The organism is Pedococcus sp. P2_E4 (genome assembly GCF_056403935.1).
Window position 1 is genome coordinate 42,359 of record NZ_JBFUEO010000006.1, and the last position, 25,459, is coordinate 67,817.

Here is a 25,459-nt window from a genome sequence, read left to right on the forward strand (position 1 = left end):
ATCACTAGAGGTTCGTGCTTGTCAGTGACCCTAACGCGCACGTGGTGACCCACAGTCCCCGAATCACGCCGTGTTCGCCCTGAGCGCACACGGCTTGAGCGGACACGGCTCAACCGAGCGGACGCTGCGGCTCCGGCGCTCGGTGCTGGTCGCCCCGCGACTCGCCCAGCGACTCGCCCAGCGACTCGCCCAGCGACTCTCCCTGAGGCTCACCCTGTCCGGATGGCCGGGCTCCCCCCTGCGGCTCCCGGGTCGCGGGAATGACCAGCATCGCGAGGAAGACCATGGCGGTGACCGCCATGAGGGAGCGCAGCACCGTGAAGTGGTCGCCGAGGAACCCCAGCAGCGGCGGGCCCGCGATGAACGCCGTGTAGCCGATGGTTGCCACGACCGACATCCGCGCGCCGGCCCGGGCCGGGTCGTCGGCCGAGGCGCTGATCCCCACGGGGAAGCCCAGCGAGGCACCGACACCCCAGATCGCCGTGCCGACGTAGGCCAGCACCGGGTTGCCGAAGATGACGAGCACCGAGCCGACCGCGGCCATCACGAACGTGATCCGCAGCACCGGGACCCGGCCGTACCGGTCGAGCAGACCGGTGCCGAGGATCCGCCCGAGCGTCATGAAGGAGAGGAACACCGCGAACGCCAGCACGCCGGCCCAGGCGGGCACGTCGTGTCCCTCGACGAAGGCCACGGCGATCCAGTCGTTGGCGGTGCCCTCGGTGAACGCCGCGGCGAGCACCACGAGCCCGATCATCAGGGTGCGCGGCTCGAGCCAGGCCGAACGCGGCTTGGCGACCGTGGCACCCGGTGCCGGGGTGTCGTCGGCGCCGGCGGGGACGTCGTGCTCGGTGGTGCGGGGCAGGAACGCGCGCACGCCCCACCACCCGAGTGTCCCGGTGAGCAGCAGGGCCCCGATGAAGTGCGGCACCAGCGGGACGCTGGCCCACGACATGAGCGAGCCGACCAGGGCCGCCAAGACGGTGCCCGCGGAGAAGGCCGCGTGGAAGTGCGGCATGACGGTCTTGCCGAGCAACCGCTCGACGGTCGCGCCCTCGAGGTTCATCGCCACGTCCCAGAGACCGACGCCCATGCCGAGGAAGAACAGCCCCACGGCCATGACGGGCCGCGAGCGCGCGACGTCCACGGCGAGCCCGACGACGACCAGCCCGACACCACCGACCACCATGCCGGTCACGACCGTGCGGGCGGCACCGATCCGGTCGGCGACCCTGCCGGCGAACGGCAGGGCCAGGACCGAGCCGCAGGACGCGGCGAACAGGGTGAGGCCGAGCTCGCCGGCACTCAGGCCGAGCTCGGCCTTGCTGTCGGCGATCCGCGAGGCGAACGAGGAGAAGATCACCCCGGCCAGGGCGAAGATCACGAACACCGCGGTGCGGGCGGTGCGGACGCGGGTCTGGTCGGGGGCGGCGGTCTGGGTCACAGGAGGTCTCACTGGGAAGCGGCGCGGGTGGGAAGGGTACGGTTCACGCTATCGAATCGTTTCGATCGAATCGATTCGATAGTCTGTCCCCCGTGACCACCACTCGTCAACCTCGCCCCACCCTGCGCGCCGTCGCGCAGGCGGCCGGCGTCTCGACCTCGACGGCCTCGCTCGCGTTCAGCGGCAAGGGACCGGTGGCGGCCGAGACCGTGGCGCGGGTGCGGGCCGCAGCGGAACGACTGGGGTATGCCGGGCCCGACCCGCTGGCCTCCTCGCTGCGCCAGGGACGGTCGGGCGTGGTCGGGGTCGTCGTGGAGGGGCGCCTGCTGCACGCGTTCCGCGACCCGTTCGCCGTGAGCGTCCTCGACGGTCTCTCGCAGGTGCTTGACGAGGTCCCCGCGGGGATGTTGCTGATCGCCCAGCCGCCGGGACACCCGGAGCGGATCATCACCCAGCTGTCCGCCACCGCGCTCGACGCGGTGATCTTCTCGCTGTGCGGACCCGCCACCAACCCGGCGGTCGAGCACCTGGCGGCCCGCGGCATACCGATGCTGGGCGACGGCTCCCCCACGGACCCGCGCGTCGTGCAGCTGAGCCTGGACAACCGCGGGGCCACGGCGGCCCTCGCCACGCACCTGCGCGACCTCGGCCACCGCCGGGTCGCGCACCTGATGATGCCGCTGCGGCACGGCAGCCCGACGGGGGTCGTGGGTCCAGAGGAGCTCGACCGTGCCACGTTCCTCGACAGCCTGGACCGCGCGCACGGGTTCATCGACGTCTTCGGGTCGCACCAGCTGTTCGCGGCCACTGCGCTGCCGGACGTCGAACAGGGTGCCCGCGCGGCCCGGGCGCTGCTGGAACGGGCCGCCCGGCCGACGGCCGTCGTCGCCCAGTCCGACCTGCTGGCGGTGGGTGTCGTGCGCGCGGCCACCGAGCTGGGGCTGCGGGTGCCCGAGGACGTCAGCGTGACCGGGTTCGACGGGGTGGAGCTGCCGTGGTTCGCCGGGCGGCTGACCACGATGGACCAGCACGGTGAGGCCAAGGGCCGGCGACTGGGTGAGCTTGCCCGGCGCCTGCTGGACGGCGAGCGACCGGACGACGAAGTGGCCCCCACCACGCTCAGGGTGGGCAGCACCACGGCTCCCCCGGCCCCGGTGGACGTGGGACCGGCTGCAGCCGCTGGGTCGACGCGGGGCTAGACGTCGGCGGGCAGCCGGCCGGCGTCGCCCGCATGCTCGGTGGTGGCGACGTCCTCGACCACGGCGGCCTCGGCGACCACGTGGACGGTCACGTAGTGCCCCTGGTCCCCGACCGTCACGGCTCCCTCGAACTCCATCATCGAGTCCGTGCACTCCACCGAGTGCGCCTCCCACACGAAGGATCCCGTGATGGAGCGCCAGAGCCGTTCCAGGCCCATCCCGGCCTCCCACGGCATGATCTGCTCCGCACACCGGCACAGCCCGATCACCATCTGGTTGGGGTCGTCGGTCCGACCCATCTCGACCCGCTCGAAGAGCCCGCTCCCCGACAGCGCCTGGTCGAAGTCACGCTGCAGCGCCATCGCCTGCAGCTCCCCCGCCGGGCGCGCATTCTCCTGCGCGGCCAGGCGCAACCTGTGGAACCCCGCCTTGTCCATGCCGCAATGGTCCGGTCACGGCCTCGTTCGCGCGTCATCCAAATGACGTATGCCGTGCTCCCGGGTGGGGGCACGGCATACGTCAATCGGCGGGCCGCTGCGCGGCCGGCGTCCGGTCAGGTGACCTCAGGCGTGGTCGTGGCCCTCGTGGTCGCCGTGGTCGTGGTCGTGGTCGTGGCCGGCGTGGTCGTGGCCCTCGTGACCACCCTCGAAGAGCTGCGAGGCGACATCGGTCGAGGTGACCTCGTTGAGGTCGACCTTCTGGCCCGCGGTGTCGACGACGGTGGCCTTCTCGAGGACAGCGGCCAGCGCCTTGCGACGGGCGACCTCGGCGTACATCGCCGGGACCTGGCCCTGCTGGTCGATGGCCTGGGCGAACTGGTTCGGGTCCATGCCGTACTGCTGGGCCGACATCACGAGGTACTCGATGAGCTCGGGTTGCTCGACCTGGACCTGCTCGCGCTCGGCGATCGCGTCGAGGAGGAACTGGGCCTTGAGCGCCTTGCGGGTGGACTCGTCGACCTCGGCGCGGTGCTCGGCGTCCTCGAGGCGGTCCTCTCCCTCGAGGTGCGCGTTGACCTCGGCCTCGACGACGCCGTCGGGCACGGGGATCTCGACGGTGTCGAGCAGGTGCTCGAGCACCTTGTCGCGGGCCTGGACGCCCTGCTCGAACTTCTTGGCGCGCTCGGCCTGCTTGGTGACGTCCTCGCGCAGCTCCTTGAGGGTGTCGAACTCGGAGGCCAGCTGGGCGAAGTCGTCATCGAGAGCCGGGAGCTCGCGAACCTTGACGGACTGGACGGTGACGGTGACGTCGGCGTCCTCGCCCTCGCGGTCGCCGCCCGCCAGGGGTGCGGTGAAGCTCTTGGTCTCGTCGGCGGTCATGCCGACGAGGGCCTCGTCGAGACCGTCGAGCATGTTGCCCGACCCGACCTCGTAGGAGATGCCCTTGACCGAGTCGATCTCCTCGTCGCCGATGCTGGCGTCGAGGTCGATGGAGACGAAGTCGCCGTTCTCGACCGCGCGCTCGACGCCCTTGAGGGTGCCGAACCGCTCCTGGAGCGAGATGAGCCGCTCCTCGACGTCCTCGTGCGAGGCCTTGGCCTCGTCGACCTCGACGGTGATGCCGCTCCAGTCCTCGGGCAGCGTGACCTCGGGACGGACGTCGACCTCGACGGTGAACTTGAGGTCCTGGCCGTCCTCGGCCGGCACCTCGGTCACGTCGACCTCGGGCTGGCCGATCGGGCGCACCTTGTTGTCCTCGACGGCCTGGCCGTAGAACTGCGGGAGGGCCTCGTTGACGGCTTCCTGCAGCACGGCGCCCCGGCCGACCCGCTGGTCGATGATCCGGCTCGGGACCTTGCCCTTGCGGAAGCCGGGCACCTGGATCTGCGAGCCGATGGTCGCGTACGCCGCGTCGAGGCTCGGCTTGAGCTCCTCGAACGGGACCTCGACGGTCAGCTTGACCCGGGTCGGGTTGAGGGTCTCGACGGCACTCTTCACTGCGTGGTTCTCCGAAATCGTGGGGGGTCGGTCTGCTGGCCTCGGCGTCGCGCGCTGGGCGGGCGGGCCAGTCAGTCATCGTAGCCGCAGCCCGCGCTGACGCCGAATGCCGCATATGGTCACGACATGAGCGACGAGTTCGACGTCATCGTGGTGGGTGGTGGCCCGGTGGGTGAGAACGCCGCCGACCGGGCCCACAAGGCGGGGCTCACGGTCGCCCTCGTGGAGAAGCACCTGGTGGGCGGGGAGTGCAGCTTCTATGCCTGCTCCCCCAGCAAGGCCCTGCTCCGCCCGATCCACGCGACCAGGGCGTCCCAGCGGGTGCAGGGGTCCGAGGGCGCCCACCTCGACCCTGCCGGGGTCCTGGCGCGCCGTGACGCGTGGGTCAACCGGATCGGCACCAGCGACCGGTTCGACGACGGCGGACAGGTGGGCTGGCTGGACCACGTCGGCATCACCCTGGTGCGGGGCGACGCCCGACTCGCCGGGGCGCGGGTCGTGGAGGTGGGCGACCGCACCCTCAGGGCGCGGCAGGCCGTGGTCCTCGCGACCGGCTCGGTCCCGCTCGTGCCGGACGTGCCGGGACTGCGCGACGCGAACCCGTGGACCAACCGGGAGGCCACGACCTCCCGGCGGGTTCCCGACCGCCTCGCGGTGATCGGTGGCGGGGTCGCGGCGTGCGAGCTGGCCCAGGTCTACGCCGCGCTGGGCTCGGCGGTGACCGTCCTGGCCCGCTCGAGTCGGCTGCTGCGTCGCTCCGAGCCCTTCGCGGGCGAGGCCGTGGCCGACGCCTTGCGCCGCGACGGGGTCGACCTGCGCCTCGAGGTGTCCGCCACGGCGGTGAGCCGCCTCGGACCCACCGGCGAGGTCACCCTCGAGCTCGACGACGGCACCACGCTGGTGGCCGACGAGGTCCTCGTGGCCACGGGCCGCGTGCCCGCGACCGACGGGCTCGGGCTCGACTCCGTGGGCGCCGAGACGGACGAGGACGGGTTCGTCGTGGTTGACGAGCGCATGCAGGTCGCCGGGGTGCCCGGGGACCAGCCCTGGCTGTATGCCGTCGGAGACGTCAACGGGATCGCGCTGCTCACGCACATGGGCAAGTACCAGGCTCGCGCCGTGGGCGACCTCGTCGGCGCCCGCGCCGCAGGGCGCGAGCCCGACGAGCGCCTCACGGTTCCCTTCGCGACCGACCTCGGCTCGCCCCAGGTCGTCTTCACGGACCCGGAGGTGAGCAGCGTCGGGCTCACGGCCGAGCAGGCGCAGGACCGCGGCCTGCGCGTCCGGGTCGTCGACGTGCCGATGGATGCGGCGGCCGGCTCGGGGCTCCAGGCGGAGGGATACCAGGGCCAGCTGCGGATCGTCGTCAACGAGGACGCAAGGGTCCTCGTCGGGGCCACGCTCGTCGGGCAGGACGTCGCCGAGCTGCTCCACGTCGCGACGCTGGCAGTCGTGGCACGAGTTCCCCTGGACCGGCTGTGGCACGCTGTCCCGTCGTACCCGACGATGAGCGAGATCTGGCTGAGGGTGCTGGAGAAGTACGGCCTGTAGGCCGTTGCCACCGTCGTGCCCAGGATCCCCGCGCAAGCACCTCAGTCGGGGTAGCCGGATTTGAACCGGCGACCTTCCGCTCCCAAAGCGGACGCGCTACCAACCTGCGCCATACCCCGTCGATGGCGAGCCGATTTCTGGCCACACGATCGCGGGCATTAGGCTAACGCCTCGGACCAGACGCCCTGACGGCGGCCGGTCACCGCGGGTGTAGCTCAATGGTAGAGCCCTAGTCTTCCAAACTAGCTACGCGAGTTCGATTCTCGTCACCCGCTCCACCAGGCCCCTGCCCCGGTCACGTACCGGGTGCGGGGGCCTCGTCGTGCCGCAGGGCGGCGCGGAACTCGCTCACGGTGCGCCCGGCCGCCAGGCCCTTCGCCTCGAACCCGTCGTGCGGGCGCCATACCGGCCGCTCGCCCTCGGTGACCACGAACCGGCCGTGCGCCGCGAGCTCGGCGCGGGCGTGCACGGCATACACGGGGTGGTCGGTGGCCACGAGGAGGTGACCGTCCGGGCGCAGCCGGCTGGCCACCAGGTCGAGCGTGTGCGCCGCGAGGAAGCGTCGCTTGGTGTGCTTCGACTTCGGCCACGGGTCGGGGAAGAACAGGTGCACGGCGGCCAGTGACCCCGGCGCGACCCGCTCGGTCAGCAGCGCGACGGCATCACCCTGGTGCATCCACAGGTTCGTGAGGCCGAGGCGGTCCGCCTCGGCGAGCATCCGCGCCAGCGCCGGGGTGAACACGTCGACGGCGAGCACGTCGTGTTCGACGTGGTGCTGCGCGTAGGCGAGCGCGGCGGCCCCGTGACCACACCCGATCTCGAGCACGACCGGCGCGTCCCGGCCGAACGCTGCAACGGGGTCGAGCGGGCCGTCGGGGATGGCGTGCCGCGGGGCGAGCTCGTCCATGCGGGCCAGCGTCAGCGCGGAGAGGCGCCCGCGCCGTGCGTTGTAGCTGCGCACGTGTCCGCTGGAGTCCACGCCGACCACCCTAGGCGGCTGCCCCGGACCCGGGGAACGGCGGTGGCCCGCCCCTCAAGTGGGGGAACGGCGGTGGCCCGGCCCCTCACGTGAGGGACCGGGCCACCGGTGTGCCCTGGTCAGGTGACTGACCCGCGGTCATCAGGTCAGGGCGTCACAGCGTCCAGGGCGTCGATCATGCCGGAGCCGTAGTAGCCGTCACCCTTGGCGCCACCCTCGCAGGTGGCGTCGTCGACGCCGTCACGGTTGGCGTCGTAGAAGGTGGGGCAGGCCAGCCCGTCGGACTCGCGCCCGAGGGTCGTGATGGCCTGCTTGGCGTCCAGCGTCGAGTCCGTGGAGCGGACGAGCGCCATGACCCCGGCAACGTGGGGACCGGCCATCGAGGTGCCCTGCTTGTAGCCCCAGCCGCCGTTGGTCACGGTCGAGAGGATGCGGCCGTTGCGGTCGGGGGTGCTGGCCGGAACCCGCGAGTCACCACCCGGAGCGGCGACGTCGATGACGCCACGACCGTAGTTCGAGTAGTACGACTTGACGTTCGTCGGGCCCGTGGCGGAGACCGTCACGACGTTGTCGAGCTCGGCGGGCATGTCGTAGCACTTGTGGTTGGTGTAGCGGACCTCGGGCGCGGGCACGTTGTTCGGGCTGCCCGTGTCGGTGATCGGCTTGGAGAGGTCCCAGGCGGAGTTGCCGGCGGAGGCGACGTTGGCGACGCCCTTCTTCTCCGAGTACTTCAGCGCCCGCTCGACGGCGGTGATGACCGCGCGCTCGCCGATGTCGGCCTTGCACCAAAGGAAGTACGGGTCGATGAAGTAGCTGTTGTTGGTCACCTGCATGCCCTTGTCGGCTGCCCACAGGAAGCCGCAGATGGCGTACTCGGGGTAGATGTAGCCGGCGTCGTCGACGACCTTGACGGAGGCGAGCTTGACGTTCGGCGCCACCCCGACGATGCCGACGCCGTTGCGGGCGGCCGCGATCGTGCCCGCGACGTGGGTGCCGTGGTCGGAGGTGGTGGGCTGCCACGCGGTGGGGCTGGTGTTGGGCACGCCACCCTTGCCGATGCAGCTGACCGACTGCGAGGGGTCGACGTTCGCGGCCAGGTCGGGGTGGTCGGCCTCGATGCCCGAGTCGAGCACGCCGACGGTGACGTTGCGCGACCCGTCAGTGAGCTGGTGGGCCTGGTCGGCCTTGATGGCCCGCATGTCCCACTGGTTCGCGTTCAGGGGCTCGGTCGCGTCGTTGCCACCGGCAGTGCCGGTGCCCGGGCCCGAGACCGCGCCATCGGGGACCACTGCCGACGGCGGAAGGAAGGCCTGGAGCGCGCGGGTGGGGCCGGCAGCCACGATCCCGGCACCGGCACGGGTCTGGTCGTCGAACGTGTCGTCGCTGGCCTCGGCGATGACGACCCCGATCTGGGGCCACGCCTGCAGGACGGTGCCACCGGMGGCGAGCGTTGCTGCCGTGGCCTTGTCGGTGCCGGTGCCGCCCTGCACGACGACGAACGACGTCGAGCTGGCCAGCGGTGCGGCGCTGGCGGGGCTGGTGGCGATGACCGCCACCCCGCAGGCGGCGACCGCTGCGGCGGCGATGAGTTGGTGACTGCGTGGGTTCACGAAAGTCCTCCTCCGAAGGGATCGGCCCGATCGGGCCACCGCCGACCCTCTCAGGGGCGCAAAGGAGGAGGCAACGGGTGTTTTGTCAACACTTGGTATGGGTTCCAGCCGGCGACCGCGAGCGTCGAAGGCTCGTTCTGGGACGGGTAGATAACGCACGCTTATGTAATCCATAATGCATGCATGCGCATCTCACGCTTCCCCTCCATCCTGGACGACGTCACCGTCCGCCTCGTCGCGGGCGTGGTCCTCGTGCTCGGGGTCACCGCCCTGGTCGCCCACCAGTGGTGGCTGTATGCCGTGCTGGCCGTCGACTTCGCCCTGCGGTCGGGGTGGGGGCCCGGAGCCAGCCCGATCGCCCGACTGGTCCAGACGGTGATCCKCCCGCGCGTCCCGGCAGCGCCGCGCTACACGGCCGGACCGCCCAAGCGCTTCGCCGCTGCCATCGGCGCGGTGCTGACCGTCGCCGCGACGGGGCTCTGGCTGGCCGGCACGACCCTGCCGGTCGTGGTCATCGGGGTGGTGATGGTGGTGTTCCCCGCCCTCGAGTCCCTGGCCGGGATCTGCGTGGGCTGCATCGTGTTCGGGTGGCTCATGCGGCTCGGACTGATCCCCGAGTCGATCTGCGTGGACTGTGCAGACATCACCAAGCGCGCGGCAGCCAAGCAGGCCGCCGTCGCGCAGGCCTGAGCCGGAGGCCCGTCAGCGACGCCGGAGGCCCGTCAGCGACGCCCCAGGCCCGTCAGCGACGCCAGACGAGGACGGCCGCCCGGTCGTCCGTCTCGCCCGCCCGCGCGGCGATGCACATCTTCTCGGCCATGCCCTCGAAGCCCCGGCTGATCATGCCCTCGGCCGTCCCGAGCATGCGGTCGATGCCGTCGCGCAGGTCGCGGTTGCGGGTCTCGATGACGCCGTCGGTGTAGAGCAGCAGCGCATCGCCACGCGACAGAACGCCGCGGGCCCGCGGGAAGTCCAACCCCTCAGTCACGCCCAGCACCGGGCCCTCGTCACCCTCGAGGACCTCCCAGCGGCCGGAGCCGGCGCTGAACCGCACGGCTGGCGGGTGCCCTGCCGAACCGAGGCTGAACTCCCCCGTCGTCAGGTCGATCATCGCGTGGGCCGCCGTGGCGAAGCCCTCGTCCCAGTGCTGTCGCAGCAGGTAGTCGTTGGCGGCCGGCAGGAACCGGTCGACCGGCATCGAGCCCAGCAGGCCGCCGAACGCGCCGGACAGCAGCAGTGACCTGGTGCCAGCGGCGATGCCTTTGCCAGACACGTCGACGAGCACGAGCTCCAGCACGTCGCCGGAGCGGTTGGTCACCAGGAAGTCCCCAGAGAACGAGTCGCCGTACGCCGAGAGGACGGACAGCTCGGCGCCCCACCCGGCCGGCATCTCGGGCAGCTCACCCTGCGTGCGCAGGCGGTCGCGCAGGTCGACGAGCATCGTCTCGCCGAGGTTGCCCTGGACCCCGAGCCGGGCCCGCGAGGCGGCCACCCAGAACATGATGAACATGACGATCGCCAGCACCACGTAGGCGCTGTAGAGGGCACCCGGCGACAGCACGGTGGGCAGCTTGTCCTGGACGGTGTAGGCGCCGGCGACGAGGATGCAGACGTCGGCGAACAGCAGTAGGCGCGGGGTGAGGAACAGACCGGCCACCACGGCCACCGGGACGTACGCCGAGAACGGCACGACCTCCCACATCCACATCGCCCAGCACAGGAACGCCGCGGCCGCGATGATCCCCACGGCGGTGCTCGCTCGCTCGAACCTCGCCCACCGCGACCGTCCACGCGCCACCCGCGACAGCAGGGAGCGGCGGGCGAACACCGTTCGGTCGAGCTCCACGTCAGAGGTCCTTTGGCAGGGGATGGCGTGCGGCAGGTGCCGGCCGTTGGGCGTCGGGGGAACTGGCTGTCCCCGTCGAGCAGGCAGGAGTCCCTGCCACGGTGCGGGTACCTGCCAGCCTAATCGGCCACCCCGGCCCGTTCGGGCAAATCCCGGATCAGGGCGCCGGGGGCAGGGTGCCGTCCTGCTCGTAGGCGGCGACCATGTCGATCCGGCGCTGGTGCCGAGCGGCCCCCGAGAAGGGCGTCGCGAGGAACGCCGCGACCATCGCCTTGGCCTCGTCGACGGTGTTCATCCGCCCTCCGATCGAGATCACCTGGGCGTTGTTGTGCTCGCGGGCCAAGGTCGCCAGCTCGGTGTTGTAGCACAGGGCCGCGCGGATCCCGCTGACCTTGTTGGCCGCCATCTGCTCACCGTTGCCCGACCCGCCGAGCACCACGCCCAGGGAGTCCGCGTCGGCGGCGACCGCCTCGGCAGCCCGCAGGACGAAGACCGGGTAGTCGTCCTCGGCGTCGTAGTCGTGCGGGCCGTGGTTGGTCACCTCGTGACCCTCCGCCGCCAGGAACGTGACGAGCTCACCGAGCAGCTCGTATGCCGCGTGGTCGCCGCCGATGTGAACGCGCATGGGTGCTCCTCAGGGTGTGTCGACCGGCCGTGGGCCGGCCGGTGCAGCCACCGGCCGTGGGTCGGGGCGCTGCACAGCGGTTCGGGTCGCTCAGTCGAAGATAGGGCCAACGGTGCGGCTGCGCTTGAGCTCGAAGAAGCCCGGGGTGCGCGACACGAGCAGGCAGCCGTCCCAGAGCAGGCCGGCGGCCTCGCCCCGGGGCGCCGGCGAGACGACCGGGCCGAAGAAGGCCTCGCCGTCGACGCTGATCACCGGCGTGCCCACGTCGTCGCCAACCAGGTCCATGGCCCGCTGGTGGCTGGCCCGCAGCTCCGTGTCGTGGGCGTCGCTCTCGGCGAAGTCGGCGAGCTCCGGCGCGAGACCGACCTCGTCGAGCGCCGAGGCGACCACCGTGGCGTAGTCCCGCTCACCGCCGAGGTGGATGAGGGTGCCCATGGCGTCGTAGAGCGGCTTGACGACCTTGTCGCCGTACTCCAGCGACGCAGCGATGATCACGCGGACCGGGCCCCAGCCGCGGTCCATCATCGAGCGGTAGTCCTCGGGCAGGTCACGGCCCTCGTTGAGCACCGAGAGGCTCATCACCGACCAGGTCACCTCGACGTCGCGGACCTGCTCGACCTCCATCATCCATCGGGAGGTCATCCACGCCCACGGACACAGCGGGTCGAACCAGAACTCGGCGGACGATCGGGACAGGGAAACCTTGTCGGCACTCACACGCACAATCCTGCCATTCCTCCTCCGGACGGCCGAATCGGGTGCCTCGACCACTGGGCGCGCGTGCGAGGATGGCGGCGATCCCCGTGACACCTCGCCTTCCAGGAGCTCCCCCGTGCCCGGCACCAACCTGACGCGCGACGAGGCCACCGCCCGCGCTGCAGCCATCTCCGTCGACCACTACGACGTCACCCTCGACCTCACGACCTCCGAGACGACGTTCCGGAGCACCAGCACCGTCACCTTCCGCAGTGGCAATCCCGGCACGAGCACGTTCATCGACCTGATCGCGCCCTCGGTCGAGGCGATCACGCTCAACGGCGAGGCGCTCGACCCGGCGACGCACTACGACGGCGCACGCGTCACCATCCCGGCCACCGCGGAGCACAACACGCTCACGGTCGACGCCACGGCGGCATACATGAACACCGGCGAGGGGCTGCACCGGTTCGTCGACCCGGTCGACGGCGAGGTCTACCTCTACTCGCAGTTCGAGGTCGCCGACTGCCGGCGGATGTTCGCCGTCTTCGAGCAGCCCGACCTCAAGGCGACGTACGCCTTCACGGTCACGGCGCCGTCGCACTGGCACGTCGTGTCCAACTCCCCGACGCCCGAGCCGACGCCCGTGCGCGAGGGCGTCGCCACCTGGGCCTTCGCCCCGACCGCCTCCATGTCCTGCTACATCACCGCCCTGGTCGCCGGACCGTATGCCGTGGTGCGCGACGAGGTGCAGAGCCGCCGTGGGACCGTGCCCCTCGCGATCTTCTGCCGGCAGAGCCTGCTCGAGCACCTCGACGCCGACAACATCTTCGACTGCACGAAGCGCGGGTTCGCCTTCTTCGAGCAGGAGTTCGACTGCGAGTACCCGTTCGAGAAGTACGACCAGCTGTTCTCGCCGGAGTACAACATGGGCGCCATGGAGAACGCCGGCGCGGTCACCATCAACGAGATCTACATCTTCCGGGCCAAGGTGACCGAGCACCTCGTCGAGCGTCGCGCCCTCACCCTGCTCCACGAGCTGGCCCACATGTGGTTCGGCAACCTCGTGACCATGAAGTGGTGGAACGACCTGTGGCTCAACGAGTCCTTCGCGGAGTGGGCGTCCACGACCTGCCAGGCCGAGGCGACCCAGTGGCGGACCGCGTGGACGACGTTCGGCACCTCCGAGAAGGCGTGGGCCTACCGACAGGACCAGCTCTCGTCGACGCACCCCATCGTGGCGCCGATCCGCGACCTGCAGGACGTCGAGGTCAACTTCGACGGCATCACCTACGCCAAGGGCGCCTCGGTGCTCAAGCAGCTCGTCGCCTACGTCGGGCGTGACGCCTTCCGCGACGGCCTGCGGGCGTACTTCGCCAAGCACTCGTGGGGCAACACCACGCTGCAGGACCTGCTCGGCGAGCTCGAGCGCACGTCTGGTCGCGACCTCGGGTCCTGGTCGAAGCTCTGGCTCGAGACCGCAGGGGTCAACACGCTGCGACCGGTGATCGAGACCGACGACCAGGGGCTGGTCTCGCTCGCCCGTATCGAGCAGACCCACGCCGAGCACTACGCGACGCTGCGCCCGCACCGCCTCGCCGTGGGGCTGTACGACGTCGACGGCGACGAGCTCGTGCGGACCGACCGGCTGGAGCTGGACGTCGATGGCGAGGTGACCGAGCTGCCCCAGCTCATCGGTCGCCCCGTCCCCGACCTCCTCCTCGTCAACGACGACGACCTCGCCTACGCCAAGATCCGGCTCGACGAGCGCTCGCTCGGCACCGCCCTGGCCCACCCCCGCGGCTTCGCCGACAGCCTCCCCCGCGCCCTCGTGCTGGGAGCAGCCTGGGACATGACGCGCGACGCCGAGATGGGTGGCAGGGACTTCGTCCGGCTCGTCCTGGCGTCCTTGCCCGGCGAGACCGACTCGACGCTGCTGCGGACCCTGATCGGCCAGCTGTCGACCACGCTGCACTACTACGTGGCACCCGCGAACCGCGCCGAGGCCATCGCCGACGCAGTCCGTGCGCTGCGCGGCCTGGCCGAGCAGGCGGAGCCGGGCAGTGACGCACAGTTCCAGCTCGTCGGCGCGTATGCCGCCCTGCAGCAGGGCGGCGACGACGCGGCCCACGTGCGGTCCCTGCTCGAGGKCGAGGCCAGCCTCGAAGGGCTGACCATCGACACCGAGATGCGCTGGCGGCTGCTCATCGCGCTGGCCCGCAGCGCGGCGACCACCGAGGACGAGATCCGCGCAGAGCTCGACCGCGACAACACGGCGACCGGTCGCGAGCGGGCCGAGCAGGCCCTCGCGGCGCTGCCGACCCCCGAGGCCAAGGCCACCGCGTGGCGCCGAGCCGTCGAGGAGCGCACCCTGCCCAACTCGGTGATCGAGGCCGTCGGCGCCGGGTTCGTCGACGTCGACGACCCGAGCCTGCTGGAGCCCTATGTCGAGCGCTTCCACACCATGCTCGACAGTCTCGGCGAGTCCACGTCGCACGCGATCCTCGAGATCATCGTCACGTGCTTCTATCCGAGTCGGCTGGTGTCGCCGGCGCTGCACGACGCGACCCAGGCGTGGCTCGATGCCAACCCCGCCGCCCCGGCAGCACTGAAGCGCCTCGTGGTCGAGAACCGCGACCCGGTGGCCCGTGCGCTCAAGGCCCAGGCTCGCGATGCCCATGCGTGAGGCAGCCCTGCAGACCCTGGAAGCCCTCGCCAACCTGCGCCCACAGCAGGTGTGGGACTGGTTCAGAGGCGAGCCACTGCTCATCCTCGTCACCGTCGTCGCCGCCCTCGTCCTGCGCTGGTTGGTACTGCGCTCGATCGGCCGGGTCGTCCGCATCACCATCGCGCGCTCGGACGCCCGGCGGGCCAAGGAGCCGGGTCGTGCCGGGCGGGCCCTCGCCCAGGCGACCGGGCTGGCCCACGAGCGGCACCTCCAGCGGACCCTCACGATGGGGTCGCTCCTGCGCAGCATGGTGACCTTCGTCGTCGGCCTCATCACCGTCCTGACGGTGATGGCCATCATCGGCCTCCCGCTCGCCCCGCTGCTCGCCTCGGCCGGCGTCGGTGGCGTGGCCCTCGGCTTCGGCGCGCAGAGCCTCGTCAAGGACTTCCTCTCCGGGATCTTCATGATCCTCGAGGACCAGTACGGCGTCGGTGACGTCATCGACACCGGTGAGGCCACCGGCACGGTCGAGGAGGTGTCACTGCGGGTCACGCGGCTGCGTGACGGCACCGGTGTCGTCTGGTACATCCGCAACGGCGAGATCATCAGGATCGGCAACAAGAGCCAGGGCTGGGCCACGGCCCTCGTCGACATCCCGGTCTCCTACACCGAGAACCTCGAACGCGTCATCCCCGTCATCCGCGAGGTGGTGCACGCGCTCGAGACCGAGGAGGCGTGGCAGGACGTGCTCCTCGAAGAGCCCAACGTCGTCGGCGTCGAGTCGATCTCGGGCAACACGGTGACCATCCGGGTCATCGCCAAGACCGCCCCGGAGCAGCAGTACGGCGTGTCCCGGGAGATCCGCGAGCGCGTCAAGGCCGCCTTCGACGCCCAGGGCATCAAGGCGCCGGCCATGATGCCCTACGGCCCGGGGGCACCATGACCAGCACGGGGCAGTTCGGGAGCTTCTACGACGAGGTCGGTGGGCACGAGACGTTCCGCAAGCTCGTCGCGGAGTTCTACCGTGGCGTGGCGGGCGACCCCGCGCTGCGGGCGCTCTATCCCGAGGCGGACCTGGGACCGGCCGAGGAGCGGCTGCGGCTGTTCCTCGAGCAGTACTGGGGTGGGCCGACGACGTACTCGCAGGAGCGCGGCCACCCCCGGCTGCGGATGCGCCACCACCCGTTCAAGGTGACGCCCGCCCAGCGCGACCGCTGGCTGCTGCACATGCTGGCGGCGGTCGACACCCTCGACCTGCCCCCGGCCAACGACCTGCTGCTGCGCGACTACCTCGAGCGGGCTGCGCACTCGCTGGTCAACTCGCTCGACGAGGACTGACCCGGACCCTCGTACTCGGGCCCTCGTCGTCCTCGGGACCGTCCTCGGGACCGTCCTCGGGACCGTCCTCGGGACCGTCCTCGGGACCGTCCTCGGGACCATCCTCGGGACCATCGTCGACCCGTCCATTTCAGCCAGTAAGACGGTGTCGCCCCGCAGGTGCAGCCGGTTTTCCCGAACGCGTTCGATGCGTCAGCATGGTTCACCGTGACTGCCTCACTCGACACGCACCTCATCCACGCCGCCGCTGCGGCCGACGCCGCCTGGTGGCGCCATGCCGTCATCTACCAGATCTACCCCCGCTCGTGGGCCGACGGCGACGGCGACGGTATCGGCGACCTGCCCGGCGTGACTGCACGCCTCGACTACCTCAAGGCCCTCGGTGTCGACGCGGTGTGGTTCAGCCCCTTCTACAAGTCGCCTCAAGCCGACGCCGGCTACGACGTGGCCGACTACCGCGACATCGACCCGCTGTTCGGCACGCTCGCCGACGCGGACGCGATGGTCACCAAGGCCCACGGGCTGGGCCTCAAGGTGATCGTCGACCTGGTGCCCAACCACACGTCCGACGAGCACGAGTGGTTCCAGGCAGCCCTGGCCGCCGGCCCCGGCAGCCCCGAACGCGACCGCTACATCTTCCGCGACGGCCTCGGAGCCGACGGCTCCACGCCGCCCAACGACTGGCACTCGGTGTTCGGCGGGGACGGCTGGACCCGCGTCACCGAGGCCGACGGCCGGCCCGGTCAGTGGTACCTCCACCTGTTCGACGTCAAGCAGCCCGACCTCAACTGGGACAACCCCGAGATCGGCGACGAGTTCGAGTCGATCCTGCGCTTCTGGCTCGACCGCGGCATCGATGGCTTCCGCGTCGACGTGGCGCACGGCCTCATCAAGGAGGAGGGGCTGCCCAACTACGACGCCGAGCTGCACATCCTCGACGGCGAGGTGAAGCCCGGGGCCCCGATGCCCCCCATGTGGGACCAGGACGCGGTCCACGACGTCTACCGCCGCTGGCACAAGGTGCTGGCCGAGTACGGCGAGCCCGACCGCATCCTCGTCGCCGAGGCCTGGGTGCGCCCGCAGGAGCGCGCGGTGCGCTACATCCGGCCCGACGAGATGCACCAGGCCTTCAACTTCGACTTCCTCCAGTCCCAGTGGCGCGCCAAGGACCTGCGTGAGGTGATCGAGTCCTCGCTCGAGGCGGCTGACTCCGTCGGCGCCCCGAGCACCTGGGTGCTGTCCAACCACGACGTCGTGCGCCACGCGTCGAGGCTCGGGCTGCCCGTCGGACAGCGTCGGCCCAACGGCATCGCCGCCGACGACCCGCAGCCCGACCGTGCCCTCGGTCTGCGTCGGGCCAGGGCCGCGAGCGCGCTGATGCTCGCGCTGCCCGGTGGGGCGTACGTCTACCAGGCCGAGGAGCTGGGGCTGCCCGACTCGACCGACATGCCGGCTGAGTTCCGGCAGGACCCGACCTTCGTCCGCAGCGAGGGCAAGGAGGTGGGTCGCGACGGCTGCCGCGTGCCCATCCCGTGGGAGAAGGACAAGCCGTCCTTCGGCTTCGGGCCGACCGACCAGACCTGGCTGCCGCAGCCCGCGATCTACGGTGACTATGCCGTCGACCAGCAGGACGGCGTCGCAGGGTCGACGCTCGAGCTCTATCGTGACCTCCTGCGCCTCCGGCGCGAGCGCAACCTCGGCACCGGCGGCCTCGAGATCGCACGGGACTTTCCCGACGACGTCGTGGCGCTGGTCAACACCGGACAGGGCGAGCGGACGCTCATCATCGCCAACCTGGGCGTCGAGGCCGTCGAGCTCCCCGAGGGCGCGACCGTGCTGCTGGCCTCCGGCGCCCTGACCGAGGACGGTCAGGTGCCCACCGACACGACGGTCTGGGCGGCTCTCTGACGGAGGCTCCAGCCCGGACACGTCGATCCCGGGACACCTCGCTGAAGGGGTGTGCCGCGTCCCCGCGCGGTGCACCCCTTCAGCGTCCGACTGCCCCACGATCCCGTCCCCGCCGTGGGTCCATGCTCGGCCGGAACGCTCGTGGATGCGCGTCACCGCTGGTCAGCCTATGATTGGCGAGCCGCCCGCCTCCGGGCGAGCGGCACCGACGAGACTGCTCTGGACCGTATGGCAGCGCCCCATCGAGGCACGCCCTGCGGAGGTACCGTGAGCCAGCAGATCGACGACCAGTCCGTCCGCGACACAGCCGAGCCGGCTGCGCCCCCGTCGTCTTCGGGGCCTACCCCCCTCGACCTGCCGTCGCTGACGGTACGCGCCCTGGTGACGGCGCTGGGCGAGGCCGAGGACGTGCTGCGCGGCCTCGAGCCCTTCGTCGTCCAGCACGGACGCCTGGTCGTGAACCCGGCGCGGGCACCGTGGATCACCCGGGAGCGAGCACTGGTCGCCGAGCTGCGGTCGCGGCACACCTCCTGGCGACGGGGCGCTCTCAACGGTTATGCAGCCCCCGGCACCGACCGGCGGCCCGACTGAACGCCCGAGTGGACGCCGCGAGTGAACGCCCCTGACGAACGGCTCAGGGACGCAGCCCCTCCTCGACCACCATGGACGCGACGGTGTGCAGCGGCGTGTTGTGGTTGCGGGAGTAGGACCGGATCCGCTGGAAGGCCTCGTCAACCCCCACGCCCAAGGCCTCGGCGAGCACCCCCTTCGCCTGCTCGACGACGACGCGTGAGCTCAGGGCACGCGACAGCTGGTCGGACAGGTCCACCTGCTGTTGCAGCCGCGACGCGTTGGCGAGGTAGGCCGTGGCCATGTCGGCCAGGGCCTGCGCGGCTGCGAGGTCAGCATCCGGCCACTCACGCACCTCCCCGGCATACAGGTTGAGGGCCCCGACCCCCTTGCCCTTCAGCCGCATCGGGATCCCAGCCACGGCTGCCACCCCGAGCCCTTGGGCCACCTCGGCGTAGTCGCCCCACCGCCGGCCCGCCTCCCGGACGTCACCCACGGCCACGATCTCGCCGGAGTAGCAGGAGTCGACGCAGGGCCCTTGTTGCAGGGTCTCCTGGAGTCGCTCGAGCTGGGCCACCCGGCCGGCCACGGCCGAGACGAAGGTCAGCCGGCCGTCGACGTCCAGCGACACCCCGCTGCCCACGAGGGCGAGGACGTCGGTGACGCCCTCCGTGAGGCGCTCGAGCACGTCCTCCATGTCGTAGTCGCTGACCATGTCTGCCGTGAAGGCCGACAGGGTCCGCAAGAGGCGCAGCTGGTCGTGCATGGTGAGTCTCCGTGACGTCGTGACCTCGCTCCCGGCAACCCAACTGTATTCCTGCAGGTCAGGGGCGTGCGGGTAAGCGGCGGCCCAGTTCCTCCAGTCTCGGTCGCCGGCCGGTGGCGGGCACGCGCAGGTCGGGCCGGTACCCCAGAATGGACCGGTGAGAGCAGCCGACCACCCCTACTTCGACTCCCCCACCCCGATCGGGCTCGCCCACCGTGGTGGCGCGAAGCTCGCGGCCAACCTGCACCTCGAGAACACCATGGCCGCCTTCCGGGAGGCCGTGCAGCTGGGCTACCGCTACCTCGAGACCGACGTGCACGCGACGGCAGACGGGGTCCTGCTCGCCTTCCACGACGCCCGGCTCGACCGGGTCACGTCCGGGACGGGGCGCGTGGCCCACCTGCCGTATGCCGTGGTGCGCGAGGCGCGGATCCACGGCACCCAGGAGATCCCGCTGCTGTCGGAGCTGCTCGAGGAGTTCCCCGACGTCCGGTTCAACGTCGACGTGAAGTCGGCCGGGGCCATCGACCCGCTTGCCGAGGCGATCAGGGCGCACGGGGCCATCGACCGGGTCTGCGTCGGGTCCTTCTCCGACCGTCGCCTGAGGGCGATGCGCGCCCTCGTCGGCCCGGGTCTGGCCACCTCGGCAGGTCCGGCCGAGGTCGCTGCCCTGCGGCTGCCGCCGGGCTGGCTCGCGGCGCAGGTGCGCTCCCCCGCCGCCGCCCTCCAGGTCCCCACCGGACACGTCGTCCACGGCAGACGTCTCGACCTGGTCACCCCTGCCTTCGTCCGACGCGTCCACGCCCTCGGCAAACACGTGCACGTCTGGACGATCGATGACGCCGACGAGATGCACCGCCTCTTCGACCTCGGGGTGGACGGCATCGTGTCCGACCGGATCGACGTGCTGGCCGACGTGCTGGCGCAGCGGGGCGTCCCCCTGGGCGCCTGACGGCGCCCCTCAGCGGATGAGGACGTGCCCCGCGTCGGTGGACAACCGGGTCCAGCGCCCGTGGCTCCAGACGGTCACCTCGCTGCCGGGTCGGCTGAACCCCAGGACGTATGCCGCGAACGCGCCGCCCGAGGGCACCGGAGGGACGGTTGCCGTGGGCTGGCCCCACACCTGACGGCGCAGGGCAGTCACGGCGTGGCCACCGGCCGCCGCCGGGGCACCCTCGGCGATCTGCGAGATGCCTTGCCTGGCAACCGAGTTGAGCTCATCAGCGGGCACCGCGCCGACACGCTCCCACCCGCCACGAGGCGGCGCCACCGCCGACCACGCGGTGCTGACGGTCACCGGCGGCAGGGGCAGCGTGGTGCCGACCTCGCGGGCGAGCCGGTCGGTCAGGGCCGCGAGCGAGACGGTGAGGTCGAGGTCGGCCGGCTCCTCGAGCGGCATGACGCGCAGCCCGATCACGGCGCCCTCGGCCATCAGCCCGGCACCCGGCAGGATCCCGACGTAGGCCGCGAGCGTCCGGTCGCTGGCCTGCAGCCGGACCGCGCCATCCTCGTCGGCGGCCTTGGCGCGGGCGACGAACGTGCGCAGGTCGTCGAGCCCCCTGGCGTCGGGAAAGTGCAGCTCCATCAGCGCCGCCGCCACCGGAACGGCACCGGTTCGCCGGCGTGGGACCGCAGCCGGGCGCGCAGTGCCTCGTCCATGCGGCGGGGTCTGCTGGTCGCGAAGTCGTAGAGGACGAGGGTCGTCTCGGCCCGGGCGAAGACGGTGTCGTCGCTGCTGGCGTGCTCGCGTCGGCCGTCGCGCACGACGTACCCCAGGTCGAACCCGGCTCCCCCGAGCGAGGTCACCCACATCTCGACCACGATCGGCGGGACCCGGAACAGCAGGGGTGCGAGGTACTCGATCTCGTGCCGGGCGACCAGGATGCCCTCGTTGAGCACGGAGCGGTCCTGCCCGAACCACTCCTCGAAGCCGATGACGCGGGCGTCCTCGAGCAGCCGCAGGAACTGCACGTTGTTGACGTGGCCGTAGGCGTCCATGTCGCTCCAGCGCAGCGGCACGTTGACGCGGTACCGGGCGTCGGGCGTGCTCGGCTGCTGGGCCAGGTCGTCGTCCATGGGGCCATCCTCGCAGGGGTGTCGGCCACGCGGCATACGGTGGTCGCCATGGGAACCCCGACCGCCGCCGCACCCGCCACCGACCTGCGCCCCGGCGCCGCCGGGTCGCTGCGGCAGCAGGCGACGGCGGTGCTGCGCCGCCTGGTCGGGCGCGACGACGTGGACTTCCGCGACGGACAGTACGACGCGGTCGAGGCACTCGTCGGGCAGCGCCAGCGCGTGCTGGTCGTCCAGCGCACGGGGTGGGGCAAGTCGGCGGTCTACTTCGTCTCCACTGCGCTGCGGCGTGCCGAGGGCGCCGGGCCCACCGTGATCGTGAGCCCGCTGCTGGCCCTGATGCGTGACCAGATCGCGGCCGCCGAGCGCGCCGGCATCCGGGCGGTGACGATGAACTCCGCCAACGCCGACGAGTGGGGGCGGGTCTCCGCGGCCCTGGCGGCGGACGAGGTCGACGTGCTGCTGGTGAGCCCCGAGCGGCTCAACAACCCCCGGTTCCGCGACGAGCAGCTGCCCGACCTGGCCCGACGCTGCGGCCTGCTCGTCGTCGACGAGGCGCACTGCGTCTCCGACTGGGGGCACGACTTCCGCCCCGACTACCGGCGCATCCGCGACCTGCTCACGACCTTGCCCTCCGACACCCCCGTGCTGGCCACCACCGCGACGGCCAACGCCCGGGTGGTCACCGACGTCGTCGAGCAGCTCGGGGCAGGCGGACACGAGGTGCTGACCCTGCGCGGCGGGCTGGCGCGCGACTCCCTGCGGCTGGGCGTCATGCGGCTGACCTCCCCGGAGCAGCGCCTGGCCTGGCTGCTGGCGCACCTCGACACCCTGCCCGGCAGCGGCATCGTCTACACCCTCACGGTGTCGGCCGCCGAGGACATCGCGGTCGCCCTGCGCGAGGCAGGTCATGAGGTGCGCGCCTACACCGGGCGCACCGACCCCGCCGACCGCGAGCAGCTCGAGGGGCTCCTGCGCGACAACCGGGTCAAGGCCCTCGTGGCGACGTCGGCGCTCGGGATGGGGTTCGACAAGCCCGACCTGGGCTTCGTGCTCCACCTGGGTGCACCCTCGTCCCCGGTCGCGTACTACCAGCAGGTGGGTCGCGCTGGTCGCGCGACCGAGCGAGCCGACGTGCTGCTGCTGCCGGGGCCCGAGGACAAGGACATCTGGGCCTACTTCGCTTCGGCGTCGATGCCCCGACAGGAGCAAGCCGACGCGGTGCTCACGGCTCTGGCCGAGTCGGCACGCCCCTTGTCGACGGTCGCCCTCGAGTCGATGGTCGACATTCGGCGCACGCGGCTCGAGCTGCTCCTCAAGGTGCTCGACGTCGACGGAGCGGTCCAGCGTGTCCCGGGGGGCTGGACGTCGACCGGTCAGCCGTGGACCTACGACGCCGAGCGCTACACCCGCGTCACCGAGGCGCGGGTGCGCGAGCAGGACCTCATGGTGGCCTACGAGCAGGCCACCGACTGCCGCATGGCGTTCCTGCAGACCTCCCTCGACGACCCCACGGCCACCCAGTGCGGGCGGTGTGACGGGTGCGCCGGGACGTGGTTCCCGACCGAGATCCCGGACGTGGCCGTGACCACCGCCCGCGGACGCCTCGAACGCGCCGGGGTCGAGCTCGAGGCGAGGGCCCAGTGGCCTTCGGGCATGGACCGTCTCGGCGTTCCCCTCAAGGGCAAGATCGCCGCGTCCGAGGCGATGGAGACCGGTCGCGCGGTGGCGCGGCTGACCGACCTGGGCTGGGGTCAGCAGCTGCGCAGCCTGCTGCGGGCAGACGACGCACCCGTCCCGGCCGAGCTGCTGAGGGCCTGCGTCCCCATCCTGCGCGACTGGGGCTGGGCGCAGCGGCCCGTCGCGGTGGCAATGGTGCCCTCGCGTACCCGTCCGCTCCTGGTGGAGTCCCTCAGCCGTGGCATCGCCGAGATGGGGCGCATGCAGTGGCTGGGCGCGCTCGAGCTCGTCGATGGCGGCCCCGTGGGTGAGGCCGGCGGCAACAGCGCCTTCCGGCTGGCCGGGGTGTGGGGTCGGCTCCGCGTGGCGGGTGAGCAGGCCACGCTCCTGGCTGACCTCGACGGGCCGGTGCTGCTCGTCGACGACATCGCGAGCTCGCGGTGGACCCTCACCGTCGCGGCCCAGGCGCTGCGTCAGGCGGGGGCACCCGGCGTGCTGCCGTTCGTGGTGGCCCTTGAGGCCTGAGCCCGGTTGGCAAGCGCGCCCTGCGGAGGGGCCGGGCCTCCCCGACCGTCGAGTGAGCGCGATGGGCGGCTCCCGGGGCCGGGAGGAGCACATCGCGCTCACTCAGGCGCTCACCCAGCGGTCAGGCTGCCTCGACCTGCGGGCTGGTGGCGACCAGCGACTCGACCGCGGCCACGAGCCGGTTGACGACCTCCTGGTCGCCGAGCACGTCGACGTCGATGCTGGTCTGCGAGAACACGATCTCGTCGGGCGCCACGGCTCCGGCGATGGTGGCCGAGCGGCGGGCGTGCTCGTGCGCCCACTTGCCGCCGTAGGGAGTCGGGGTCACGCCGACGACGGCGAACGGCTTGCCCTTGATGGCACCGGCGCCGAAGGGGCGGGAGAGCCAGTCGATCGCGTTGTTGAGCACGGCGGGCATGGTGCCGTTGTACTCGGGGGTGACGGCGAGGACGCGGTCGGCGCCAGCGACCAGCTCACGCAGCGCGCGGGCGGCGTGCGGGGCCGACCCGGTGTCGAGGTCCTCGTTGTAGAAGGGGATCTCGCCGAGGCCCTCGGCGATCTCGACCTGCACACCCTCGGGGGCGTGCTCGCGGACCTTCTCGGCCACGCGGCGGTTGACGGAGTCGGCGCGCAGGCTACCGAGGAGGATGACGACGCGGGTGTCGGACATGGGGGGCCTTTCGGAGGGAGGATGTCTGCCATCGACCCTAACCGGACTGTGGTCCGGTTCATTCCCGCCCCTAGGATCGCCCCATGAGCCAGGCGCCGCTCCCCCTCCTCGGTGGGCCGCCCCCGGAGCGACGCGACGCCGCGCGCAACCGGGAGGCACTGCTCGACGCCACGACACGCCTGCTCGACCACTGTGGCGTCGACGCGGTCACGATGGATGCCGTCGCCGCGGCCGCGGGCGTGGGCAAGGGCACGGTGTTCCGCCGGTTCGGCAGCCGGGCCGGGCTCATGGCCGCGATGCTCAACTTCCGCGAGCTCGCCTTCCAGACCAGTGTGCTGTCCGGACCACCCCCGCTCGGCCCCGGCGCACCGCCCATGGAGCGACTGCTGGCATTCGGACGCAGCCGGCTCGAGTACAACCTCACCGCCGGCCAGCTCATCGAGGCGGCCGGTCGAGCGGGGCGCCAGGCCACGGGCGTGAGGTCGTTCGGCGTCATGCACGTGACCTACCTGCTCGGTCAGCTCGGGGTCGAGGGCGACCGCAGGTTCCTCGCCGCAGCGGTCCTAGCGCCCCTGGACAGCCTCGTCCTCGAGGACCCCGAACGGCTCGAGGAGCTCGTCGTCGACGACGTCGTCGCGGGCTGGACCGACCTGGTCCACCGCGTCGTCACCGGTCACCCCAGCAGGCCGGTCTGACCGCAGTGCGACGGTGAACAGGGGTAGGAAGGCCTGCACGACGGGGCCGATCGCCACGGCATACAGCACGGTGCCCAGGCCGACGACGCCGCCCAACAGCCACCCGACGACGAGCACGGTGAGCTCGATGCTGGTCCGCACGACCCGGATGCTGCCACCAGTGCGCCGGACCAGCCCGGTCATCAGGCCGTCGCGCGGGCCGGGTCCGAACTGGCTGCCGATGTAGAGCGCGCCCGCGATGCCGTTGAGCACGACCCCCGCCACCAGCAGGGCCACGCGGGCCACCATCGCGTCGGGAGCCTCGAGCAGCGCCAGCGCCGCGTCGGAGACCAGGCCGATGACGACCACGTTGGCGATGGTGCCCAGGCCCGGCCACTGCCGCAGCGGGATCCAGAGCAGCAGGACCAACGCACCCACGACGATGACGACGGTGCCGAAGCTGAGCGGGAGGTGCTCGGCCACGCCGTAGTGGAAGACGTCCCAGGGGTCGAGCCCGAGCTCGGACCGGATCATCATCGCCATCGACACGCCGTACAGCGTCAGCCCCACGAGCAGCTGGGTCAGCCGACGCGCGGTCCGGCCGGCTCGCAGCTGCTGGAGCGGGGTCATCGGGGTGAGGTGGGTCCGGGTCATGGACTCCATGATTGGCCCCCATTGGCCTTTCTTTCCATAGCCAATC

General features: G+C 71.6%; 23 protein-coding genes, 2 tRNA genes and 1 pseudogene. 12 read left to right on the forward strand and 14 right to left on the reverse strand.

Going from position 1 to position 25,459, the window contains the following annotated elements; all coding sequences use genetic code 11:
• Positions 1-109: 109 nt before the first annotated feature.
• Positions 110-1,444 carry an MFS transporter gene (locus AC1DV7_RS04870; RefSeq protein WP_477595152.1) on the reverse strand — a complete coding sequence of 445 codons (1,335 nt, stop codon included), beginning with the start codon at positions 1,442-1,444 and terminating at the stop codon, positions 110-112.
• A 92-nt stretch (positions 1,445-1,536) separates the two neighbouring features.
• Here AC1DV7_RS04870 and AC1DV7_RS04875 point away from each other — a divergent pair, with 92 nt between their 5' ends.
• Positions 1,537-2,643: a LacI family DNA-binding transcriptional regulator gene (locus AC1DV7_RS04875; RefSeq protein ID WP_477595154.1), complete on the forward strand. Its 1,107-nt coding sequence runs from the start codon at positions 1,537-1,539 to the stop codon at positions 2,641-2,643.
• Here AC1DV7_RS04875 and AC1DV7_RS04880 read toward each other — a convergent pair.
• Positions 2,640-3,080, reverse strand: coding sequence for a hypothetical protein (locus tag AC1DV7_RS04880; RefSeq protein WP_477595155.1), 441 nt, complete (start codon positions 3,078-3,080; stop codon positions 2,640-2,642). The two genes, AC1DV7_RS04875 and AC1DV7_RS04880, sit on opposite strands and share 4 nt — an antisense overlap.
• 126 nt (positions 3,081-3,206) lie before the next feature.
• Positions 3,207-4,580, reverse strand: coding sequence for a trigger factor (gene tig, locus AC1DV7_RS04885; protein WP_477595157.1), 1,374 nt, complete (start codon positions 4,578-4,580; stop codon positions 3,207-3,209).
• Between the two features lie 126 nt (positions 4,581-4,706).
• On the opposite strand from tig, the gene AC1DV7_RS04890 reads away from it, so the two are divergent.
• Entirely contained in the window at positions 4,707-6,131 is a 1,425-nt protein-coding gene (locus tag AC1DV7_RS04890) for a dihydrolipoyl dehydrogenase family protein (RefSeq protein WP_477595159.1), read from the forward strand.
• Between the two features lie 45 nt (positions 6,132-6,176).
• Here AC1DV7_RS04890 and AC1DV7_RS04895 read toward each other — a convergent pair.
• A tRNA-Pro gene (locus AC1DV7_RS04895) sits at positions 6,177-6,250 on the reverse strand.
• Between the two features lie 85 nt (positions 6,251-6,335).
• Here AC1DV7_RS04895 and AC1DV7_RS04900 point away from each other — a divergent pair.
• Positions 6,336-6,409, forward strand: a tRNA-Gly gene (locus AC1DV7_RS04900).
• Positions 6,410-6,426: 17 nt separating this feature from the next.
• On the opposite strand, the gene trmB is transcribed toward AC1DV7_RS04900, so the two are convergent.
• Both trmB and AC1DV7_RS04910 read right to left on the reverse strand, forming a co-directional pair.
• Complete coding sequence (trmB, locus tag AC1DV7_RS04905; RefSeq protein WP_477595161.1) at positions 6,427-7,110, reverse strand: tRNA (guanine(46)-N(7))-methyltransferase TrmB; 684 nt, start codon at positions 7,108-7,110, stop codon at positions 6,427-6,429.
• 146 nt (positions 7,111-7,256) lie between these two features.
• The gene (locus tag AC1DV7_RS04910) at positions 7,257-8,720 is read right to left on the reverse strand and encodes a S8 family peptidase (protein WP_477595163.1); all 1,464 of its coding nucleotides are present in this window, start codon (positions 8,718-8,720) and stop codon (positions 7,257-7,259) included.
• A 183-nt stretch (positions 8,721-8,903) separates the two neighbouring features.
• On the opposite strand from AC1DV7_RS04910, the gene AC1DV7_RS04915 reads away from it, so the two are divergent.
• On the forward strand, positions 8,904-9,410 hold the full coding sequence (locus AC1DV7_RS04915; RefSeq protein ID WP_477595165.1) for a DUF4395 domain-containing protein: 507 nt from the start codon (positions 8,904-8,906) through the stop codon (positions 9,408-9,410).
• Positions 9,411-9,462: 52 nt separating this feature from the next.
• On the opposite strand, the gene AC1DV7_RS04920 is transcribed toward AC1DV7_RS04915, so the two are convergent.
• The 3 genes from AC1DV7_RS04920 to AC1DV7_RS04930 form a co-directional block, all read right to left on the reverse strand.
• Positions 9,463-10,566 carry a PP2C family protein-serine/threonine phosphatase gene (locus tag AC1DV7_RS04920; protein ID WP_477595167.1) on the reverse strand — a complete coding sequence of 368 codons (1,104 nt, stop codon included), beginning with the start codon at positions 10,564-10,566 and terminating at the stop codon, positions 9,463-9,465.
• 157 nt (positions 10,567-10,723) lie between these two features.
• Positions 10,724-11,191: a ribose-5-phosphate isomerase gene (locus AC1DV7_RS04925; protein WP_477595169.1), complete on the reverse strand. Its 468-nt coding sequence runs from the start codon at positions 11,189-11,191 to the stop codon at positions 10,724-10,726.
• A gap of 90 nt (positions 11,192-11,281) precedes the next feature.
• On the reverse strand, positions 11,282-11,908 hold the full coding sequence (locus tag AC1DV7_RS04930; RefSeq protein ID WP_477595171.1) for a mycothiol-dependent nitroreductase Rv2466c family protein: 627 nt from the start codon (positions 11,906-11,908) through the stop codon (positions 11,282-11,284).
• Between the two features lie 115 nt (positions 11,909-12,023).
• Between AC1DV7_RS04930 and pepN the strand changes: the two genes are divergently transcribed.
• From pepN to AC1DV7_RS04955, 5 genes are all read left to right on the forward strand, one after another.
• The gene (gene pepN / locus AC1DV7_RS04935; protein WP_477595173.1) at positions 12,024-14,573 is read left to right on the forward strand and encodes an aminopeptidase N; all 2,550 of its coding nucleotides are present in this window, start codon (positions 12,024-12,026) and stop codon (positions 14,571-14,573) included.
• Complete coding sequence (locus tag AC1DV7_RS04940) at positions 14,566-15,498, forward strand: mechanosensitive ion channel family protein (RefSeq protein WP_477595175.1); 933 nt, start codon at positions 14,566-14,568, stop codon at positions 15,496-15,498. Before pepN ends, AC1DV7_RS04940 begins: the two co-directional genes overlap by 8 nt.
• Positions 15,495-15,893 carry a globin gene (locus AC1DV7_RS04945; protein ID WP_477595177.1) on the forward strand — a complete coding sequence of 133 codons (399 nt, stop codon included), beginning with the start codon at positions 15,495-15,497 and terminating at the stop codon, positions 15,891-15,893. The genes AC1DV7_RS04940 and AC1DV7_RS04945 overlap by 4 nt, the downstream gene beginning before the upstream one ends.
• 207 nt (positions 15,894-16,100) lie before the next feature.
• A complete protein-coding gene (locus tag AC1DV7_RS04950) occupies positions 16,101-17,801 on the forward strand; it encodes a glycoside hydrolase family 13 protein (RefSeq protein ID WP_477595179.1) in 1,701 nt (566 codons plus the stop codon).
• Between the two features lie 267 nt (positions 17,802-18,068).
• Positions 18,069-18,392 (forward strand): hypothetical protein, encoded by a 324-nt coding sequence (locus tag AC1DV7_RS04955; protein ID WP_477595181.1) that lies wholly within the window; start codon positions 18,069-18,071, stop codon positions 18,390-18,392.
• A gap of 43 nt (positions 18,393-18,435) precedes the next feature.
• Here AC1DV7_RS04955 and AC1DV7_RS04960 read toward each other — a convergent pair whose 3' ends face one another.
• Positions 18,436-19,137, reverse strand: coding sequence for a GAF and ANTAR domain-containing protein (locus tag AC1DV7_RS04960; protein WP_477595183.1), 702 nt, complete (start codon positions 19,135-19,137; stop codon positions 18,436-18,438).
• 157 nt (positions 19,138-19,294) lie between these two features.
• Between AC1DV7_RS04960 and AC1DV7_RS04965 the strand changes: the two genes are divergently transcribed.
• On the forward strand, positions 19,295-20,089 hold the full coding sequence (locus AC1DV7_RS04965; RefSeq protein ID WP_477595185.1) for a glycerophosphodiester phosphodiesterase family protein: 795 nt from the start codon (positions 19,295-19,297) through the stop codon (positions 20,087-20,089).
• Positions 20,090-20,098: 9 nt separating this feature from the next.
• Here AC1DV7_RS04965 and AC1DV7_RS04970 read toward each other — a convergent pair whose 3' ends face one another.
• Both AC1DV7_RS04970 and AC1DV7_RS04975 read right to left on the reverse strand, forming a co-directional pair.
• Complete coding sequence (locus tag AC1DV7_RS04970; protein WP_477595187.1) at positions 20,099-20,722, reverse strand: DUF8185 domain-containing protein; 624 nt, start codon at positions 20,720-20,722, stop codon at positions 20,099-20,101.
• Entirely contained in the window at positions 20,722-21,213 is a 492-nt protein-coding gene (locus tag AC1DV7_RS04975) for an acyl-CoA thioesterase (RefSeq protein ID WP_477595189.1), read from the reverse strand. The genes AC1DV7_RS04970 and AC1DV7_RS04975 overlap by 1 nt, the downstream gene beginning before the upstream one ends.
• Before the next feature lie 48 nt (positions 21,214-21,261).
• Between AC1DV7_RS04975 and AC1DV7_RS04980 the strand changes: the two genes are divergently transcribed.
• Entirely contained in the window at positions 21,262-23,415 is a 2,154-nt protein-coding gene (locus tag AC1DV7_RS04980) for a RecQ family ATP-dependent DNA helicase (protein ID WP_477595191.1), read from the forward strand.
• A 121-nt stretch (positions 23,416-23,536) separates the two neighbouring features.
• Here AC1DV7_RS04980 and AC1DV7_RS04985 read toward each other — a convergent pair whose 3' ends face one another.
• Positions 23,537-24,085: an NADPH-dependent FMN reductase gene (locus tag AC1DV7_RS04985; protein ID WP_477595193.1), complete on the reverse strand. Its 549-nt coding sequence runs from the start codon at positions 24,083-24,085 to the stop codon at positions 23,537-23,539.
• Positions 24,086-24,168: 83 nt separating this feature from the next.
• Between AC1DV7_RS04985 and AC1DV7_RS04990 the strand changes: the two are divergent.
• Positions 24,169-24,372: pseudogene (locus AC1DV7_RS04990) on the forward strand (TetR family transcriptional regulator); the annotation flags it as partial.
• 276 nt (positions 24,373-24,648) lie between these two features.
• On the opposite strand, the gene yczE reads toward AC1DV7_RS04990, so the two are convergent.
• Positions 24,649-25,413 (reverse strand): membrane protein YczE, encoded by a 765-nt coding sequence (yczE, locus tag AC1DV7_RS04995; protein WP_477595195.1) that lies wholly within the window; start codon positions 25,411-25,413, stop codon positions 24,649-24,651.
• Positions 25,414-25,459 lie beyond the last annotated feature (46 nt).

What these genes read in the sequence shown, in the direction of transcription:
- AC1DV7_RS04880 (WP_477595155.1), bottom strand. Translation starts at nt 3,080, where the DNA reads ATGGACAAGGCGGGGTTCCACAGGTTGCGCCTGGCCGCGCAGGAGAAT.
- AC1DV7_RS04890 (WP_477595159.1), top strand. Translation starts at nt 4,707, where the DNA reads ATGAGCGACGAGTTCGACGTCATCGTGGTGGGTGGTGGCCCGGTGGGT.
- AC1DV7_RS04925 (WP_477595169.1), bottom strand. Translation starts at nt 11,191, where the DNA reads ATGCGCGTTCACATCGGCGGCGACCACGCGGCATACGAGCTGCTCGGT.
- AC1DV7_RS04940 (WP_477595175.1), top strand. Translation starts at nt 14,566, where the DNA reads ATGCGTGAGGCAGCCCTGCAGACCCTGGAAGCCCTCGCCAACCTGCGC.
- AC1DV7_RS04945 (WP_477595177.1), top strand. Translation starts at nt 15,495, where the DNA reads ATGACCAGCACGGGGCAGTTCGGGAGCTTCTACGACGAGGTCGGTGGG.
- AC1DV7_RS04960 (WP_477595183.1), bottom strand. Translation starts at nt 19,137, where the DNA reads ATGCACGACCAGCTGCGCCTCTTGCGGACCCTGTCGGCCTTCACGGCA.
- AC1DV7_RS04970 (WP_477595187.1), bottom strand. Translation starts at nt 20,722, where the DNA reads ATGGAGCTGCACTTTCCCGACGCCAGGGGGCTCGACGACCTGCGCACG.
- AC1DV7_RS04975 (WP_477595189.1), bottom strand. Translation starts at nt 21,213, where the DNA reads ATGGACGACGACCTGGCCCAGCAGCCGAGCACGCCCGACGCCCGGTAC.
- AC1DV7_RS04980 (WP_477595191.1), top strand. Translation starts at nt 21,262, where the DNA reads ATGGGAACCCCGACCGCCGCCGCACCCGCCACCGACCTGCGCCCCGGC.
- AC1DV7_RS04985 (WP_477595193.1), bottom strand. Translation starts at nt 24,085, where the DNA reads ATGTCCGACACCCGCGTCGTCATCCTCCTCGGTAGCCTGCGCGCCGAC.
- yczE (WP_477595195.1), bottom strand. Translation starts at nt 25,413, where the DNA reads ATGACCCGGACCCACCTCACCCCGATGACCCCGCTCCAGCAGCTGCGA.